General features: G+C 57.1%; 19 protein-coding genes and 1 tRNA gene. 9 read left to right on the forward strand and 11 right to left on the reverse strand.

The window, feature by feature from the left end:
* The first annotated feature begins 10 nt into the window (after window positions 1-10).
* Entirely contained in the window at window positions 11-496 is a 486-nt protein-coding gene (locus tag ACR0EN_RS18715) for a plastocyanin/azurin family copper-binding protein (protein ID WP_170408233.1), read from the forward strand.
* Window positions 489-1,733 carry a molybdopterin molybdotransferase MoeA gene (locus ACR0EN_RS18720; RefSeq protein ID WP_480588262.1) on the forward strand — a complete coding sequence of 415 codons (1,245 nt, stop codon included), beginning with the start codon at window positions 489-491 and terminating at the stop codon, window positions 1,731-1,733. Before ACR0EN_RS18715 ends, ACR0EN_RS18720 begins: the two co-directional genes overlap by 8 nt.
* A gap of 154 nt (window positions 1,734-1,887) precedes the next feature.
* On the opposite strand, the gene ACR0EN_RS18725 is transcribed toward ACR0EN_RS18720, so the two are convergent.
* The 8 genes from ACR0EN_RS18725 to ACR0EN_RS18760 form a co-directional block, all read right to left on the reverse strand.
* The gene (locus tag ACR0EN_RS18725) at window positions 1,888-2,406 is read right to left on the reverse strand and encodes a GNAT family N-acetyltransferase (RefSeq protein ID WP_170425708.1); all 519 of its coding nucleotides are present in this window, start codon (window positions 2,404-2,406) and stop codon (window positions 1,888-1,890) included.
* Window positions 2,403-2,957, reverse strand: a complete 555-nt coding sequence (locus ACR0EN_RS18730) for a helix-turn-helix transcriptional regulator (protein WP_170819141.1) — start codon at window positions 2,955-2,957, stop codon at window positions 2,403-2,405. The genes ACR0EN_RS18725 and ACR0EN_RS18730 overlap by 4 nt, the downstream gene beginning before the upstream one ends.
* A 116-nt stretch (window positions 2,958-3,073) precedes the next feature.
* Window positions 3,074-4,090 (reverse strand): Fe(3+) ABC transporter substrate-binding protein, encoded by a 1,017-nt coding sequence (locus tag ACR0EN_RS18735; protein WP_170398498.1) that lies wholly within the window; start codon window positions 4,088-4,090, stop codon window positions 3,074-3,076.
* A gap of 141 nt (window positions 4,091-4,231) precedes the next feature.
* Window positions 4,232-4,795: a hypothetical protein gene (locus ACR0EN_RS18740; RefSeq protein WP_170398500.1), complete on the reverse strand. Its 564-nt coding sequence runs from the start codon at window positions 4,793-4,795 to the stop codon at window positions 4,232-4,234.
* A 20-nt stretch (window positions 4,796-4,815) separates the two neighbouring features.
* Window positions 4,816-5,337, reverse strand: a complete 522-nt coding sequence (locus ACR0EN_RS18745) for a hypothetical protein (RefSeq protein WP_170398502.1) — start codon at window positions 5,335-5,337, stop codon at window positions 4,816-4,818.
* On the reverse strand, window positions 5,327-5,713 hold the full coding sequence (locus ACR0EN_RS18750; RefSeq protein WP_170636916.1) for a hypothetical protein: 387 nt from the start codon (window positions 5,711-5,713) through the stop codon (window positions 5,327-5,329). Before ACR0EN_RS18750 ends, ACR0EN_RS18745 begins: the two co-directional genes overlap by 11 nt.
* A 184-nt stretch (window positions 5,714-5,897) precedes the next feature.
* Window positions 5,898-6,023 (reverse strand): type B 50S ribosomal protein L36, encoded by a 126-nt coding sequence (gene ykgO, locus ACR0EN_RS18755; protein WP_005648635.1) that lies wholly within the window; start codon window positions 6,021-6,023, stop codon window positions 5,898-5,900.
* 92 nt (window positions 6,024-6,115) lie between these two features.
* A tRNA-Val gene (locus ACR0EN_RS18760) sits at window positions 6,116-6,190 on the reverse strand.
* A gap of 149 nt (window positions 6,191-6,339) precedes the next feature.
* On the opposite strand from ACR0EN_RS18760, the gene ACR0EN_RS18765 reads away from it, so the two are divergent.
* The gene (locus ACR0EN_RS18765) at window positions 6,340-7,212 is read left to right on the forward strand and encodes an N-formylglutamate amidohydrolase (RefSeq protein WP_170425714.1); all 873 of its coding nucleotides are present in this window, start codon (window positions 6,340-6,342) and stop codon (window positions 7,210-7,212) included.
* A gap of 2 nt (window positions 7,213-7,214) precedes the next feature.
* Here ACR0EN_RS18765 and ACR0EN_RS18770 read toward each other — a convergent pair whose 3' ends face one another.
* Window positions 7,215-8,468 carry a DNA polymerase IV gene (locus ACR0EN_RS18770; RefSeq protein WP_170733876.1) on the reverse strand — a complete coding sequence of 418 codons (1,254 nt, stop codon included), beginning with the start codon at window positions 8,466-8,468 and terminating at the stop codon, window positions 7,215-7,217.
* Between the two features lie 91 nt (window positions 8,469-8,559).
* Between ACR0EN_RS18770 and ACR0EN_RS18775 the strand changes: the two genes are divergently transcribed.
* A complete protein-coding gene (locus tag ACR0EN_RS18775) occupies window positions 8,560-8,958 on the forward strand; it encodes an NUDIX hydrolase (protein WP_480588265.1) in 399 nt (132 codons plus the stop codon).
* Between the two features lie 257 nt (window positions 8,959-9,215).
* On the opposite strand, the gene pyrF is transcribed toward ACR0EN_RS18775, so the two are convergent.
* A complete protein-coding gene (gene pyrF, locus ACR0EN_RS18780) occupies window positions 9,216-9,920 on the reverse strand; it encodes an orotidine-5'-phosphate decarboxylase (RefSeq protein ID WP_170425720.1) in 705 nt (234 codons plus the stop codon).
* Between the two features lie 141 nt (window positions 9,921-10,061).
* Between pyrF and ACR0EN_RS18785 the strand changes: the two genes are divergently transcribed.
* Window positions 10,062-10,382, forward strand: coding sequence for a hypothetical protein (locus ACR0EN_RS18785; protein ID WP_170636920.1), 321 nt, complete (start codon window positions 10,062-10,064; stop codon window positions 10,380-10,382).
* 127 nt (window positions 10,383-10,509) lie between these two features.
* The gene (gene clpB, locus ACR0EN_RS18790; protein WP_170819144.1) at window positions 10,510-13,128 is read left to right on the forward strand and encodes an ATP-dependent chaperone ClpB; all 2,619 of its coding nucleotides are present in this window, start codon (window positions 10,510-10,512) and stop codon (window positions 13,126-13,128) included.
* 72 nt (window positions 13,129-13,200) lie between these two features.
* Here clpB and ACR0EN_RS18795 read toward each other — a convergent pair whose 3' ends face one another.
* Window positions 13,201-13,578 (reverse strand): VOC family protein, encoded by a 378-nt coding sequence (locus tag ACR0EN_RS18795; protein WP_170466559.1) that lies wholly within the window; start codon window positions 13,576-13,578, stop codon window positions 13,201-13,203.
* Window positions 13,579-13,618: 40 nt separating this feature from the next.
* Between ACR0EN_RS18795 and ACR0EN_RS18800 the strand changes: the two genes are divergently transcribed.
* The 3 genes from ACR0EN_RS18800 (at window position 13,619) to msrQ (ending at window position 15,808) form a co-directional block, all read left to right on the forward strand.
* The gene (locus ACR0EN_RS18800; RefSeq protein WP_170819145.1) at window positions 13,619-14,158 is read left to right on the forward strand and encodes a winged helix-turn-helix transcriptional regulator; all 540 of its coding nucleotides are present in this window, start codon (window positions 13,619-13,621) and stop codon (window positions 14,156-14,158) included.
* 131 nt (window positions 14,159-14,289) lie between these two features.
* A complete protein-coding gene (msrP, locus tag ACR0EN_RS18805; protein ID WP_170425728.1) occupies window positions 14,290-15,189 on the forward strand; it encodes a protein-methionine-sulfoxide reductase catalytic subunit MsrP in 900 nt (299 codons plus the stop codon).
* Window positions 15,190-15,193: 4 nt separating this feature from the next.
* Window positions 15,194-15,808: a protein-methionine-sulfoxide reductase heme-binding subunit MsrQ gene (msrQ, locus tag ACR0EN_RS18810; RefSeq protein WP_170398528.1), complete on the forward strand. Its 615-nt coding sequence runs from the start codon at window positions 15,194-15,196 to the stop codon at window positions 15,806-15,808.
* Window positions 15,809-16,101: the final 293 nt, after the last annotated feature.

The following is a 16,101-nucleotide window of genomic DNA, read 5'->3' on the forward strand; positions in this document are numbered from 1 at the left end:
GGAGGGATAGATGGCGATTTCGCTGAAACTAGGCGCGGCGATTCTAACGGGGGCAATGGCTTTTGGTAGTGTCGCACTGGCCGAGGAGATCCCCGAGGTTGCCGTAGTTCATCAGGTCATCGACCTGAACGCCGACACTCCGGCGCATGCATTTCGGTTCGAACCCAAATTCCTGCAGGTTCCCGCTGGGGCGACTGTGCGTTTCAAAGGCTCGACCGGGCGGCACACGGTCACTGCCATTCCTCGAATGATACCCGTGGGCGCGCGCGTCTTCGAGATTCGGGGCAAACCCGAACTGGATCTGACTTTCGAGAAAGAGGGAGTCTACGGCATCCGTTGCCGCGTTCATGGGCGTCATGGAATGGTCATGCTGCTGGTAGTTGGTGATCCAAGCTCGAATCTCGAAGAAGCCAAGGCCTATCTACCTAAACTTGGAGAGGCCGAGCGGGTCGGTTTCGAAGAGCTCTTTGCGTATATGGAGGCCCAAAATGGCTGATGGATGTGCCTGCGACCACCATGCTCATATGTACCTGACCGTAGATGACGCCCTAAGGCGCGGTTTGTCCGTGGCCAACCCCATCACGGATACCGAAACACTACCGCTGGTGCAGGCTATTGGCCGGATACTGGCCGAGAATTGCGACAGCAAGGTAGACATGCCCGCCTTCGATAACTCGGCCATGGACGGCTATGCCGTTCGCAGCGCCGATCTGGGCGAGGGGCCTGTGTTCGAACTGCTAGTTGGCGGGCGCATAGCCGCCGGTGATAGCGGCGCACACGATGCGCCGGATGGCAGTGCCTTGCGTATATTCACAGGAGCGCCGGTGCCGTCCGAGTTCGATGCGGTATTAATGCAGGAAGACTGTGAGTTACAGTCCGATCGCATCCGGTTCAACCGCCGTCCAAAATCCGGTCAGCATATCCGTCGCGCGGGCGAGGATTTGAAAGCTGGTGCCCCGATCCTGCGGCGCGGGTGTGAAATTACTGCGCGTGAGGCCGCCGCGTTGGCCTCGGCTGGTTATGGCGAGGTGAAGGTTTATCGCAAGCTCAAGGTCACGATCTTCTCGACCGGTAGCGAACTTCGCCAGCCGGGTGAAGCGCTTGGCCCTGGACAGATCTACAACTCGAACCGCTACATGCTTTTGGCTTTGCTGGATAAACCCTGGATCGAACTAGCCGACCGAGGCCCGGTCGAAGATGATCCGGTGCTGCTGAAGCAGGTCTTGAGGGATGCCTGTAATAGCTCGGACCTGATCATCACCACGGGCGGTGTTTCGGTCGGGGACGAAGACCACATGCCGCGCCTGTTCAGTGAAATCGGTGGCGAAACCGAGGTGATGAAAGTGGCGATGAAACCCGGCAAGCCGATCATGTTCGGTTGTCGGGGTAATGCGCTTTATGTGGGCCTGCCGGGAAATCCGGTTTCGGCCTTTGTGACGTGGCAGATCATTGGTGCGCGGATGATGGAACGCCGTGCCGGTCTGCATCGGAACGAACGCACCCCGGAGCAGGCGGTTTTGGCAGAACCTCTTCAACGCCGCGCGGGACGGCGTGAGTACCGCCCGGTAAGCATCGACGGATGTACACCGAATGGCGCACCGCGATTGCGCCTGATGGCCGGGTCTTACAGCGGGCGCGTTGCCCTTCTTGCACAGGCCGATGGTCTGGTAATTATTCCGGCAGAAACTGAGAAGCTGCCAGCCGGAGAAGCTCTGGAGTTCCTTCGATTCTAGATTGATCCCGATGCGCTTGAGGTATCAAATTCTTTGGTCAACGAGCGCCCTTTTGCTGTCGATGGCGCGCGGCTGTAGGCCTTTGGTGCCGACCTATGTCGGGACCTTCGGGGATCGCCGAATGCTCTGTCGCGAATGCGCGCGCTACGGGCAGCTAGGTGACGTCCTTGAACATGTAAGTGGTCGGCTCCAGCCGATCCTCAAACGGGTTTCGGCAATAGTTCGGAATTTCTCCGGCAATCTGAAAACCCATCGACTGATACAGCAAGCGTGAAGGATCGCTGCTACGGGTGTCCAGCACCAGCATCGTGCGTTTCAATTCCCGAGCTCGCTCATGCAGTGCCTCCATCAGCGACCGACCCAAACCGCGACGGCGAGCCTGCGGATGAACCAGCAGCTTTGCCACATCCGCGCGATGCGGCTGGTTTGGCATTGCGGCGGGGATCAGTTGCACCGTGCCCAGAATGCGTCCGTCACCATATGCGACAAACAGATCGAGTGTCTCCGCGCGGAGTTCGGGCTGCACCCTGTCCCGCCAATAGGCGCGGGCATCGTCCCGCGAAAAAGGAAGGATGAACCCGATACTGGCACCGGTATGGACACAGCGGTGCAGGATATCGGTCAGATCCTCAAGCGCTTCGTCGAAATATTCCTGTGGCAATCGCGTAATCATATCAGCACCAACAGATAGCGCGCACCGCGTTTGGGTCCGGTTTCGAACTGCGTTGGCCCCGACAGGTGATAGCGAAGGCAGTCGCCGCCGCTGAGCGCATGGGCAATCCCGTCCACTGTCAACGTTAGCCTTCCATCAAGTAGGATCAGGTGGTGCTCCTGTCCCGGCTTGGGCGGAGTATCGTAGGTGATGACAGTACCTGGGGGCAAATGACCTTCCATTACTTCCCCACTGAGGCCAGTCGCCGGTGGTGAAACCGAACGGCGGGTAAACCCGCTTTCGGGGTCATGCCATTCAGGCTGCTTCTCGAAAGGTACTTTGGGATCGAAACTGTCTTCGACCATCATCAGCAGGCGTGACATGGGCAGGCCGTATGCTGCGCATAAACGGCCAAGCGTTTCAGCGGTAGGGCTGACATCACCGTTTTCCATTCGCGACAGTGTCGCCCGGCTGATCCCACTTTGGTCTGCCAGCTGCTCAAGCGACCAGCCATGACCCTGGCGCAGCTCGTTCAGACGCTTAGCGAGGCGGATTGATAGTGTGTCGAGCATGGCTCACATATGGGAATCAGTTACGAATATGGGATTATTGCCTTGCTTTACATCAAACACAATAGAAAAAGGGCGCAGAAATCTGCGCCCTTTTGCTGCTCGGGTATCGGACTGGATTACTTCCAGCCAACTTCGTTATAGATTTTCTGTGCCTCGGGGATGTTTTTGGCGGCCTCTGAGAGGTTCACCTCATCTGCTTTGAATTCCCCCAGAGCAGCCACGTTCTCAGCCAGCGCGACGCCTTCGACAGCGGGGTATTCATCGTTTCCGTTCGAGAAGTAGACCTGCGCCTGATCGCTTGCGAGATACTCAAGGAACTTAATCGCGTTTTCTTTGTTCGGCGCGTTTGCTGCAACACCCGCGCCCGACAGGTTCATATGTGCACCTTCGGCGTCCTGTGCCGGGAACTGCACGCCGATCATCTCGATATCCGCGCTTAGACCCTTGACGTCTTTGCGCATAGCGCGGGCCATATAGTATGTGTTGGCAACCGCAATCTCGCACTCGCCTGACACGATGCCGCGCAGCTGGTCTGTGTCACCGCCCTGAGGTTCGCGTGCCATGTTGGCGGCGACACCTTCAGCCCATTTCCTGGCTTCTTCCGCGCCGTGATTTGCAATGATCGATGACAATAGTGTCTGGTTATAGATATTGCCGGACGAGCGAATGCAGATCTGCCCTTTATACTCCGGTTTTGCCAGATCCAGATAGGTTGCGGGTGGGTTGGCGACATCAGCCTTGTCAAAGAAGATGATCCGTGCGCGCTGAGAAAAGCCGTACCACTGATTGTCTTCGTCCTGAAGGTTTGCCGGAATACGCTCCTCTAAGATTGCGCTCTCGACCGGCTGCAGGATGCCTTCGCTCTTGGCGCGGGCCAGGCGCGAGCTGTCGACCGTCAGCAGGACATCAGCGGGCGAATTCGCGCCTTCTGCTTTCATCCGTGCGATCAGTTCGTCGGCCTTGCCTTCGATGCGGTTGATGGTGATGCCGGTGGCCTCTTCGAAGTCGGAATACAGGCGTTCGTCGGTGTCGTAGTGGCGCGAGGAATACAGGTTCAGCTCGCCCTCGGCTGCGGCAGAGGTGGCGATCAGGGCCGTCAGGGTGGCGGCAAAGCAGGTAGAGGATTTCAGCATCATTTGTCCCAACATTGAAAATCGCGACGGGAATTAACCCGACTGATTTGGTCAATTAAACGATTCTCGGTGGGATGCAAGGAAATCCGACAAAATTAGTTGGTCAAAACGTCGCTGAACTTACCTTGCCGGACGGCCCCTTCAGGATTGACGCCGCCTACTTTGTTTTCTTTCGGGTTGCGGTGGGACGGGGGACGGTGCCGGCTCGGGGTCCGGATCGTCGCTGAGCACCGGTTCTTTGGTCAGCATCGCCTGAGTTACCGCTTCCATGTATTTCTGCAGCATGACCGGCGGATCGGCTGGGGCCAGTTTGATTGACAGCCTGCTTGCGCCTTCCTGATTATAGGCATAGCGCGAGGAATAACTTGCGTTGACCTGCGCCGCCACGGGTCCCCAGCCACCTTTGACCGATGCGCTGCCTGATTTCTCGGTCTGTTTGGTCATCGAGATCGCCATCTTTACCTCGATCTCGGCCTCTTGCACCGCATAGAACGCGGGCAGGAAACCCATCGACACGAGGCTGAATTCCTTTGGGGGACCATCGGGGTTGGATAGGTCGGGAAGCTGGATTTTCTGATCCGCCATGTATTTGGCGATATCAGTCGAATGTCTATCCAATTCAGTTTGCGACTCTGCCACGGAAATCGCCAGTTTCTGAACCATTTCCGCGAAAGGGACGTTTAGCAGTTCCTGCCCGATACTCATTTCCAATCTCCTTTGTGAATTCAGTCTCTATCAATAATCTTCGTTGCGGACCGTCTTTTGACCGAGAACGAGACCTTCGCTGCGTTCTGGCTGACCGCCTGTTTCTTCGCGTTTGTAGCGAACTGGGCTTTGTCGCCATCCCGACCAAGCCCAACAAAGGCTTCGACCTGGACATTGTCGATGGTGAAATCGTCGCTGCCGTCGGATCCTGCAAGGATCTGTTCGCCCAGGGCCTGCGAAAAAACCTGCGCATCCACGATCTGCGTATCTTTGTCTTCAACCTCCATTCCGCTCTGGCCTCCGGCCATTGGGTTCACCACCGGAGAACCCGAGCCCATCAGCATGCCACCGCCTCCTTCTTCCAGGTCGTCGATCTGGTCTTGCAGGTCCTGGATCGTCTCCAGCAACACGACCTCGCGCGCCTCCAGCGCGGTCAGGCGGTTTTCCAATGACTGAAGCAGTGTGGTGAAGGCCTCGGGCAGTTCGGTGATGCGCACATCTATAGGCTGTTTTTTGGGGGTCTTGTCCTTTTTAGTCGCCATCGACCCCTCCACCAGAACCACTTTCATCCACCGGTCCCGGCGCGAACCGCATCCGCATGGTCGACGCGCTGCTCGCATCGAGCGTATCTGTTTGCGTCAGTTTTGGCCCACACAGAAACGCGCCAATGATCCCGCGTTTGCCTTCTTCTGTGGTGCTGGTCATCTCCATGACGACCTTCAATTCTACATCGACATCCTGCATGTGGTAAAAGACTGGCGGAATGCCCATCTCGCGCAGTTCCTGAGGATAGTTCTTCAGCGCGTTCAACTGATCCAGGCTAAGTTGTTCGGCGGCCTGGGCCACGCTTCGGCCTATATCGGCCACCATCTCGGTCAGGGTTGTTCCTAATAGCGTATCCAGATCATCGTTGGCCAACCCGACCTCCCGTCATAAAAACAGGGAAAGCGTAGCACGAGACCGTCTCATAACAATACTAAATCTCAGAACCGGACTTTCGGAGCGATTTCCGGCACTTCCGCCGACACGAAAGGGCGCTAGAAGCAGGGCATAAAAAAACCGCGCTCGAAAGCGCGGTTTTTGAATTAAGTTCGTGTAGCCCTTAGCCCTGGCGAGCTTTGAACTTGCGCTGCGTCTTGTTGATCACGTAGACGCGGCCTTTGCGACGCACAACCCGGCAATCACGGTGCCGGTTCTTGAGCGAGCGGAGCGAGTTCTTGACCTTCATGGGTCTGTCTCCAATCTGCGGCGCCTTCATCAAAGACGTGGCCAGCGCCTGGGTTAATCGGGTGCCCCGGAAAGACCAGAGCAATGAATTCATGGTGGGCGGTACAAGGATCGAACTTGTGACCCCTTCGATGTCAACGAAGTGCTCTACCGCTGAGCTAACCGCCCATGAAACCGTTGCGTGACCTGCCCCATAACGAAATGGGGCGCGGAACCCCGCGCCGGTAGCGGGGTCTATAAAAGGAGTCGTTGGGGGGATCAAGGGGTTTGGCAGAACTATTTTACGGTCTATGTTGAGTGCGAACAACGGAGAGCCCATGCCCGACGCCGCCACCAATGCAGCCTATATTCTGGATATGCCCGCAACGCGTACGTCCTGCGTGGTATTTGCCTCGCCCCATAGCGGTCGGACCTATCCCGAGTCTTTGTTGAAGCGGTCTGTTTTGAACCGCAATATGATTCGGTCCTCCGAGGATGCGTATGTCGATCAGCTTTTTTCCTCAGTCGCTGAATTCGGTGCACCGCTGCTCGCCGCGGCCATGCCGCGCGCCTATCTGGACCTGAATCGCAATTCGGATGAATTGGACCCCGCTTTGATACAGGGTGCGCGTCGTCACGGACATAATCCGCGGGTTACCTCGGGCCTCGGGGTGATTCCCCGCGTGGTCGCCAACGGCAGGGCGATCTACAGCGGCAAGCTGACTATGGATGAGGCGCGCCTGCGGATCGATACCTATTGGCGTCCATACCATACTCGTCTGAAATCTCTGCTGGCGGAATCGCATCAGTTGTTTGGGCAGGCCATTCTGATTGATTGCCACTCGATGCCGCACGAGGCGGTGGCGCTGGCCGGCGGCTCGCGCCGGGCCCGACCGGAAATCGTTTTGGGCGATCGGTTCGGTGCGGCCGCTTCCGGTGTGATCGTTGATCAGATCGAGGCCGCTTTTGCCGACGCGGGTCTGAATGTGGCGCGCAACACGCCTTTTGCAGGGGCCTACGTCACCCAGACCTATGGTCGACCTGCCCGCCATCAGCATGCGGTTCAAATCGAGATCGATCGTTCACTTTATATGAACGAGGAAACGATCCAGCCGAACGGCAACTTTGAGGCGTTGCGTGATGTGTTGCGGCAGGTCACCGCGCAGATCACCAGTATCGGGTCCGATCCAATGTCACTTGCCGCCGAATAGACCTAGCGCAGCGCACGACCTTTTACGATTGCATCACTGCCGAAACGGCGCCGGATTTCGTCCGTCGCACGTTCGGCCTGTGATCGGCGTTCTGCACCGGGATCCAGAAGGTCGCCCGAGATATCGGCCTGATCCTCAGAGCATAGGTCAGACAGGCCGCATCCCAAAAGGCGATAGGGACCCTGATCGCCAACCTGATCAAATAGCCCACGAGCGGTGCGATAAATCCGATCCGCTATCTGAGTCGCATCGCGTAGTGATATCCGCCGGGTGATGATCTTGTGGTTGGCCTGTTTAAGCTTCAGCGTCACCACTCGCCCAGCCAATCCCTTGGCTTTGGCCCGGTCGGCTACCTTTTCAGACATACGCCACAGATGCCCGTCCAGAATTTCAAGACTGGCGGTATCCTCGAAAAAAGTGGTCTCATTACTGATCGACTTCATCGGCTCATGGGCCGATACGCGCCGTTTGTCCTGCCCTCGCGCCAGATGCCACAGACGGTAGCCCATTGATCCGAACCGCGCGGTCAGCGCCTCCTGATCCCAGCGCAGAAGATCAGCAAATGTGCGAATCCCCGCGCGATCCAGAGATTCCTGCGCCGCCGGACCAATTCCCCAGATTAATCGCACCGGCCGGTCATGCAGGAAATCAGCCGTCTCGGCCTTGCCGATCACTGAAAAACCCCGAGGCTTGTCGAGATCCGAGGCCACCTTGGCCAGAAACTTGTTATGGCTCAAGCCAATCGATCCCGTCAGGCCCAGCTCATCTTTCATCCTCTTGACCAGACGCGCAAGCATGACCGCTGGCGGTGCACCATGCAGCCGCTCGGTGCCGGATAGGTCCATGAACGCCTCATCCAGCGACAGTGGTTCAACATCAGGTGTCAACTCGTCCATCATGGTGCGTATCTCGCGCGAGACGCTGGCATAGAGCGACATACGCGGTTTGATCACCACCGCTTCGGGGCATAGTTGAAGCGCCTTGAACATTGGCATGGCTGAACGTACCCCGCGAACGCGGGCCACGTAACATGCAGTTGATACCACCCCGCGCTTGCCGCCGCCAATGATCACAGGCTTGTCGGCAAGTTCGGGATTGTCGCGCTTTTCGACCGAAGCATAAAAAGCATCGCAATCCATATGCGCGATCGTCAGGTCAAACAGCTCTGGGTGCGATTTGACCCTCGGGCTGCTGCAAGTTGGGCAGCGCGGCCCTTGCTTAATTTCCTTCAGGCAGTCGCGACAGATGGCGGGCATGATGTAGTTTCTTTCCGGCCAGCGGCGGATTGATCAAGACATTCGATAGGTTAATAAGTATCGCGAATGGATAAGGATAAAAAGAGGACCGATGGACTTCGCCGGGGCAAAAATAGCGTTGTTTCTGGGGCACAAGCTGCTGGTCATTCTAAGAGATGATCGATCAGATATTCCGTTTCCAGGTCATCTCGATTTTCCAGGCGGCGGGAAAGAGCCAGGTGAAACACCGATCGAATGCGCGTTGCGTGAAACAGATGAAGAGGTTGGACTGCGCCTGTGCGCAACCGATCTTGTCTGGTCACGGCAATATGGTCAAAGCTGGTTCTACGTCGCCCTGCGCCCGCCGGAAGATGTTGGCCTGATCCGTTTTGGGAACGAAGGGCAGGGGTGGAGGCTGATTTGTCCGCAGGATTATCTGTCGAATCCGTTGGCCATTCCAAATTTTGCAGATCGCCTTCGGGATTATTTGTCGGAAACGGCGCAGCTTTGAACGGGACTTCGAAAGAAAACCCCCCGCGCCTGCGGGGGGAGGTAACGAGCCTCAGGAAGAGATGGCCCGTTGGGGAGTGTCTTGTGTGTAGAATCGCCGAAAATGGCGTTTTTCGATAGCCACAAGCCGAACGCCATAAAACTCATGTTTTTCATGTGTGTTTTCGGGCACAGGGACGATTTGGCGCGGCGGCGCGAAAAATTGACCTAACGTCAATTGCTTGAGCACCGTTCCTTCCGCAATTTTTGGCTTTTCGCCTAATGGTGAGTCAATGAATTTAACTCGCTCAAAACTGCTTGTGCGGCGGCTTTGGGGTCATCCGCCTGATAAATCGGGCGGCCCACGACGATATGATCGGCCCCATCGCCGATTGCACTGGCCGGGGTTGCGACCCGCTTTTGGTCGCCCAAAGCTGCACCAGCAGGGCGTACCCCAGGGGTTACAATCAAACGACCTTCGGATTGGGGCAGGGCGCGGATTAGTGCGGCTTCCTGAGGGCTGGCGATGACGCCATCAGCTCCGGCCTCGAAAGCCTTGGCCGCGCGTTCTACAACGAGGTCCTGTAGGTCACCCGCTTTCAGAAGGCTTGCATCCAGATCGTCCCTGTTCAGTGATGTTAGGACTGTTACCGCCAGAATTTTCATGTCCTTGCCTGCAGCGCCCTCCTTTGCGGCGCGTACGACATGCGGATCACCATGCACCGTCAAGAAGTCCAGATCGAACTGAGCCAACCCACGCACTGCATTTTCTACAGTGTTGCCGATATCGAACAGCTTCATGTCCAAGAAAATGCGCTTTCCGTGATCCTGTTTCAACTCGTTGGCCAATGCCAGACCGCCGCCAGTCAACATACCCAGCCCGATCTTATAGAACGAAACCGAGTCGCCCAGCCGCTCGGCCATGGCTAGACCCTGCAGGGCGTTTGGGACGTCGAGGGCTACGATAAGGCGGTCATCGGACATGGGGCGCTCCTTTTTGGCAAACGTTTGCGTCCTAACGGGTTCAGGGCGATCTGTCCATGTGTGAAGCCCGAGGTGACGCAGATCACTCACTATTTTGCGCAATGTGCTAAAGTACCGACGTTCAGAACAGGGATAGAAATGATGAAAAAGGTAATAGTACTTGGCGTGGCACTGATGTTGGCCGCATGCGAAGACGCGCCTCAAAGCGATCCGCCCGAAACCGGTGTCGCGCCGGCTCCAACCAATGACAATCTTCTGTTAGTGCGTGGGTACCGATCGGAAGACGACTGGTGTCAATTGACCGGGGAAACAGCCTATACCGGCAACTTCCTCGATCATACAGCAGATCTGGTTTCATGCCCTACAGGCAGCAGTGCCGAGCAGTCTTTGGTCGAAATGTACAACGCTGAATTGATGGGAGAAACTGGCGGTTATTCCGTCTACTCGATTCCGCGCGGATGACGCCGTTTTATATGCTCTAGCCTCTTGAATGGGAAAAGACATTTCCCAAATTGAATGTGAGGCCCAGACCGACGCGTGCCGCCAAGCGGGCGCATCAATACGGGGCGCTTAAGAAAAGGAGAATGCTATGGACTTGAACAAGTTCACCGAGCGGGCACGGGGTTTCGTGCAAGCCGCGCAGACCATTGCGCTGCGCGAGGGGCACCAAAGGCTGGAGCCCACACATATCTTGAAAGCATTGATGGACGACGATCAGGGGCTGGCCAGCAACCTGATCACACGCGCTGGCGGCGCACCGAACCGCGTGGTTGAGGCGTTGGACGCGGCCATGGGCAAAATTCCGAAGGTCAGCGGCGACGCGAGCCAGATCTATATGGACGGCCAGACCGCCAAGGTTTTGGACGAGGCAGAGAAGCTCGCCACCAAGGCGGGCGACAGCTTTGTGCCGGTTGAACGCGTTCTGATGGCGCTGTGTATGGTGAAATCCAAAGCCAAAGAGGCTTTGGAGGCCGGTGCTGTATCGGCCCAGAAACTGAACGAAGCGATCAACGATATCCGCAAGGGCCGCACTGCTGACACCGCATCGGCGGAAGAAGGCTACGACGCGCTTAAGAAATATGCGCGCGACCTGACCGAGGCTGCAGCCGAAGGCAAGATCGACCCGATCATCGGGCGGGATGAGGAAATCCGCCGTTCGATGCAGGTTTTGTCGCGCCGCACCAAGAACAATCCGGTACTGATTGGTGAACCCGGCGTCGGTAAGACCGCGATTGCCGAGGGCATGGCCCTGCGCATCGTCAATGGTGATGTGCCGGAATCATTGAAGGACAAGAAGCTTCTCGCGCTCGACATGGGTGCGCTGATCGCCGGTGCTAAATATCGCGGTGAGTTCGAAGAACGACTGAAGGCTGTTCTGACCGAGGTGACCGAAGCCGCCGGTGAGATCATACTGTTCATCGACGAGATGCACACGCTGGTAGGTGCCGGTAAATCCGACGGCGCGATGGATGCCGCCAACCTGATCAAGCCTGCGCTTGCCCGGGGTGAGTTGCATTGTATCGGCGCGACGACGCTGGATGAGTACCGCAAATACGTCGAGAAAGACGCAGCCCTCGCCCGCCGGTTCCAGCCGGTTATGGTCACTGAGCCGACAGTTGAGGACACGATCAGCATCCTTCGCGGTATCAAGGAAAAATACGAGCTGCACCACGGTGTGCGCATCTCGGACTCAGCGCTCGTGTCGGCGGCGACCCTGTCGCATCGCTACATCACCGACCGCTTCCTGCCTGACAAAGCCATAGACCTTGTCGATGAAGCGGCGTCGCGTTTGCGGATGGAGGTGGATTCCAAGCCCGAGGAACTCGATCAACTGGATCGTCAGATCTTGCAGATGCAGATCGAGGAAGAGGCGCTGAAGCTTGAGGATGATGCGGCATCAAAAGATCGTCTGGAAACCTTGCAAAAGGATCTGGCTGATCTGCAGGAGAAATCCGCCGAGATGACTGCTCAGTGGCAGGCAGAACGCGACAAGCTGGCTGGCGCGCGTGATCTGAAGGAACAACTCGACAAAGCGCGCGCTGATCTGGAGATCGCCAAGCGTGAGGGCAACCTCGCCAAGGCGGGTGAGCTGTCCTATGGCGTCATCCCCGAGCTTGAGAAAAAGCTGACCGAGGCTGAAAACGCCGAAAGCAACGCCATGATGGCCGAGGAAACGGTGCGCCCGGAACAGATCGCTTCGGTGGTCGAACGCTGGACCGGTATCCCGACCTCGAAAATGCTGGAAGGCGAGCGCGAGAAACTGCTGCGGATGGAAGACGATCTGCATTCCCGCGTGATCGGTCAGGATGCGGCGGTCACTGCCGTTGCCAACGCCGTGCGCCGTGCGCGTGCCGGTCTGAATGACGAGAACCGCCCATTGGGCTCGTTCCTGTTCCTCGGCCCGACCGGCGTGGGCAAGACCGAGCTGACCAAGGCCGTGGCGAACTTCCTGTTCGACGACGACAACGCGATGGTGCGCATCGACATGTCCGAGTTCATGGAGAAACACGCGGTCGCCCGTCTGATCGGTGCCCCTCCGGGCTATGTCGGCTATGACGAAGGTGGTGTGCTGACCGAAGCCGTGCGGCGCAGACCCTATCAGGTCGTGCTGTTTGACGAGGTCGAAAAGGCACACCCGGATGTGTTCAACGTGCTGCTGCAGGTCCTGGACGATGGCGTCCTGACCGATGGTCAGGGTCGTACCGTCGACTTCAAGCAGACGCTGATCATCCTGACGTCGAACCTTGGGTCTCAGGCACTCAGCCAGTTGCCCGAAGGAGCGGACAGCGCGCAGGCGCGGCGCGACGTGATGGATGCGGTCCGGGCGCATTTCCGGCCCGAGTTCCTGAACCGTCTGGATGAGACCATCATCTTCGACCGGCTCAAACGGGCCGATATGGATGGCATCGTCGATATCCAGATGGCGCGCGTGCAGAAACGTCTGGCCGCCCGCAAGATCGAGCTGGCACTGGATGATGGCGCGAAGGAATGGCTGGCCAATGAAGGCTATGATCCGGTCTTCGGTGCCCGCCCGCTGAAACGCGTGATCCAACGTGCCTTGCAGAACCCGCTGGCCGAGGCACTGCTGGCCGGTGAGATAAAGGATGGTGAGACCGTTCCGGTGACCGCCGGAACCGATGGTTTGATCATCGGCGACCGGCTGGGAACGTCCGAGCGTCCGCGCCCGGATGATGCAGTCGTGCATTAAATCTCAGGTAATGAAGAGACCCGCCATCCAGGCGGGTCTTTTTTTGGTGGCTTGTATTGCGACTAAGAGCGTTCAGACCTGCCCGGTCAGATCCTGCGCCAGCATCATTGCGTTGCCGTCCGGGTCGTAAAATGTGGCAGTGCTGACCATCCCCTCAATCGTCTCGGTTTCGCCGTCAAACCGAACTCCAGCCCCTTCCAAAGCATCGCGTGCGCTTGCGATATCAGCAACACCAAAGACCGGAACGGTGTTTCCGGGCGCTGGTTCTGCCTGCTCGCCCAAACCAAGGGTGACGCCTTCGGTTTTGGTGAGCATCTCGCTCCAACCCGCCTCATCAATATGATGGATCAACTCAAACCCGAGCTTGTCATTATACCAGCGCGCACTGGCGTGGCGATCTTTGACCGAAATGGCAAGAGTGATGGTGTTTTCTAAGGAAACGAGGGGCATGGAACTTTCCTTTTGTCCTAAAATAAAGTAACTATATTTTATGGACATAAAACTACTTGTCAAGCTTACCTCCCGGGCCTGGTCACTGAACATTCTTGCGCAGCTGCACCAAGGGGTTCCGGGCAGGCAGGCCCCATTGCTCGCTGCGACCGGGGCAAGCCGGACGGCATTTGCCGCAAGTCTGGAGCATCTGGTCAGCCTCGGCTTGCTTGAACGGAATCCGGGCCACGGCCACCCCTTAAGACCTGAGTTCCGTTTGACCAAAGCTGGGGTTCAGGCGGCGGCAGTAGCGGCAGAAATCATGGCCTTGGTGCCGGATGATACTGAATTGAAGCTACTGCGCCGCAGCTGGACGGTTCCTATTCTGGCGCTGACCCGCCAACCGCGGCGCTTTTCAAGGCTCAGGTCGGATCTTCAGGTGATCACTGATCGCGCATTGTCATCCTCGCTCAAGCAATTAGAGGAGCAGGACTGGGTTCGGCGCGATATCGAAACTTCAGCCCGGCTACCCTTTCCGACCTATCAGGCGGTCAATCTTGGGTGCGAAATAAACCGTGTTGTCGGCTTGAACATCGGGTGACCGTTATCCTCGCGCCCAAGCGTACCTAATTTTCGTTACAATCCGTTCGCTCAATCGTGACGCCTGTTTCCTTGGCTCTGTGCTATCAGACCTTACCTCAGTTTCGAGGTTAATGGATAACGGAGAACCAAATGGCGCATCGCTGGACCAACAAACTGACGCATGCGGACGTCACCCCAAGGGCGGCGTTTCTGAACCGGCGACAGGTCATGGCCGGTTTGGCGGGTGTCGGGCTGGCGGGTCTGGCGCGGCCAGCGGCGGCCGAGGCGCTTGAACCGAATACATGGGAAGAGATTACTTCCTACAACAATTATTATGAGTTCGGGACTCGCAAGGATGATCCGGCGAAATATGCACACACACTGGTGACCGAGCCCTGGAGTGTCACCATCGACGGTCTGGTCGACCGCCCCGGTGATTATGATTTCAACGACATCATGTCTGAAATGACTATTGAGGAGCGAATCTATCGGTTCCGCTGTGTTGAGGCCTGGTCGATGGTGATACCATGGAACGGGTTTGAACTGGCAGATCTACTCGGCATGGCTGGTGTTCAGGACGGCGCGAAATACGTGGCGTTTGAGACCGCCTATCGTCCCGATGAGATGCCGGGTGTGGCGTATCCGGTACTAGACTGGCCATATCGCGAAGGGCTGCGTTTGGATGAGGCGATGCATCCGCTGACCATTATGGCTACTGGGATCTACGGCAGGGACATCCCGAACCAGAACGGCGCGCCTTTGCGATTGGTGGTACCGTGGAAATACGGCTTCAAATCGATCAAATCGATCGTGCGGATTACCCTGACGGATACCCAGCCTCCGACAAGTTGGAACATGGCAGGTCCTAGGGAATATGGGTTCTACAGCAATGTGAACCCCAATGTGGATCACCCCCGCTGGTCGCAGGCTTCGGAACGTCAAATCGGCGGAGGTCTGTTTGCCAAGCGAATCCCGACGCTGATGTTCAACGGATATGAAGATGAGGTCGCCAGCCTTTACGAAGGCATGGATCTGGCGAAGAACTACTGAGATGATGCGGCGGCTCAACGACCTCTTGCGACGGCTTCCCAATTGGGCTGTTTATCTGCTGGGCGCGCTGCCTGCGCCCTGGTTGTTTTATCAGGGCATGACCGGTGGTCTCGGGGTCGAGCCGATCGAGGCGCTCGAGCACGAGTTTGGCGAACTGGCGCTGCAGCTTCTGATTTTGGGTCTCGCGATTTCGCCCTTGCGTCGCTTCGCTGGCCTAAATCTGATGAAGTTCCGCCGCGCGATAGGTGTACTGACATTTTCTTATGTCGCATTGCACCTGTTGATCTGGCTGGTTCTGGATGTTCAGATTCCCAGCCAAATCTGGGCAGACATTATCAAGCGGCCCTATATCACGGTGGGCATGGCTGCTTTTGTATTGTTACTGCCGCTTGCAATCACGTCCAACAACTGGGCGGTTCGCCGTTTGGGGCCTCGTTGGCGCAAATTGCATCGTCTGGTCTACCCGGCAGCAATTCTGGGCGCGCTTCATTATGTGATGCTGGCGAAGGGGTTTCAGATCGAGCCATTGGTCTACCTGGCGATTATCCTGGGTCTTCTGGCCTTGCGCTTGCCGGTCACATCATTCCTGATCCGGTTTAGGCAAGCCGATTCAGCCTGACTCGCAGGCGAGTCTGTGGGTAACAGTGTGAATAACATATCCATGGCGCTGATTTGCGGTGGTCTGTGTCCGCGACTTCCGGGTTGAATGGCTGGGTGCTATTCGTAACCATTTGTTTTAGTATGATAAAATACTGTTTTTGCGTTTTTTTGTGTTTTTTTGATTTTTCCACTTGCGGCTTCTGGGCGATATACTTAGAACGCCCTTCACCGGCGCTGCTGAGGTGCTGGGACGCGGTGGAAGCTGCGGAGACGCTCGGGAGAGACTGGGGGCATCTGAGGTTTTTGATTGGG

The organism is Ruegeria sp. AB7 (genome assembly GCF_056542625.1).

Excerpts from the sequence above, each read along its gene's own strand:
- ACR0EN_RS18715 (WP_170408233.1), top strand. The coding sequence starts at position 11 with ATGGCGATTTCGCTGAAACTAGGCGCGGCGATTCTAACGGGGGCAATG.
- ACR0EN_RS18720 (WP_480588262.1), top strand. The coding sequence starts at position 489 with ATGGCTGATGGATGTGCCTGCGACCACCATGCTCATATGTACCTGACC.
- ACR0EN_RS18725 (WP_170425708.1), bottom strand. The coding sequence starts at position 2,406 with ATGATTACGCGATTGCCACAGGAATATTTCGACGAAGCGCTTGAGGAT.
- ACR0EN_RS18730 (WP_170819141.1), bottom strand. The coding sequence starts at position 2,957 with ATGCTCGACACACTATCAATCCGCCTCGCTAAGCGTCTGAACGAGCTG.
- ACR0EN_RS18735 (WP_170398498.1), bottom strand. The coding sequence starts at position 4,090 with ATGCTGAAATCCTCTACCTGCTTTGCCGCCACCCTGACGGCCCTGATC.
- ACR0EN_RS18740 (WP_170398500.1), bottom strand. The coding sequence starts at position 4,795 with ATGAGTATCGGGCAGGAACTGCTAAACGTCCCTTTCGCGGAAATGGTT.
- ACR0EN_RS18745 (WP_170398502.1), bottom strand. The coding sequence starts at position 5,337 with ATGGCGACTAAAAAGGACAAGACCCCCAAAAAACAGCCTATAGATGTG.
- ykgO (WP_005648635.1), bottom strand. The coding sequence starts at position 6,023 with ATGAAGGTCAAGAACTCGCTCCGCTCGCTCAAGAACCGGCACCGTGAT.
- ACR0EN_RS18765 (WP_170425714.1), top strand. The coding sequence starts at position 6,340 with ATGCCCGACGCCGCCACCAATGCAGCCTATATTCTGGATATGCCCGCA.
- ACR0EN_RS18770 (WP_170733876.1), bottom strand. The coding sequence starts at position 8,468 with ATGCCCGCCATCTGTCGCGACTGCCTGAAGGAAATTAAGCAAGGGCCG.
- ACR0EN_RS18775 (WP_480588265.1), top strand. The coding sequence starts at position 8,560 with ATGGACTTCGCCGGGGCAAAAATAGCGTTGTTTCTGGGGCACAAGCTG.
- pyrF (WP_170425720.1), bottom strand. The coding sequence starts at position 9,920 with ATGTCCGATGACCGCCTTATCGTAGCCCTCGACGTCCCAAACGCCCTG.
- ACR0EN_RS18785 (WP_170636920.1), top strand. The coding sequence starts at position 10,062 with ATGAAAAAGGTAATAGTACTTGGCGTGGCACTGATGTTGGCCGCATGC.
- clpB (WP_170819144.1), top strand. The coding sequence starts at position 10,510 with ATGGACTTGAACAAGTTCACCGAGCGGGCACGGGGTTTCGTGCAAGCC.
- ACR0EN_RS18795 (WP_170466559.1), bottom strand. The coding sequence starts at position 13,578 with ATGCCCCTCGTTTCCTTAGAAAACACCATCACTCTTGCCATTTCGGTC.
- ACR0EN_RS18800 (WP_170819145.1), top strand. The coding sequence starts at position 13,619 with ATGGACATAAAACTACTTGTCAAGCTTACCTCCCGGGCCTGGTCACTG.
- msrP (WP_170425728.1), top strand. The coding sequence starts at position 14,290 with ATGGCGCATCGCTGGACCAACAAACTGACGCATGCGGACGTCACCCCA.
- msrQ (WP_170398528.1), top strand. The coding sequence starts at position 15,194 with ATGCGGCGGCTCAACGACCTCTTGCGACGGCTTCCCAATTGGGCTGTT.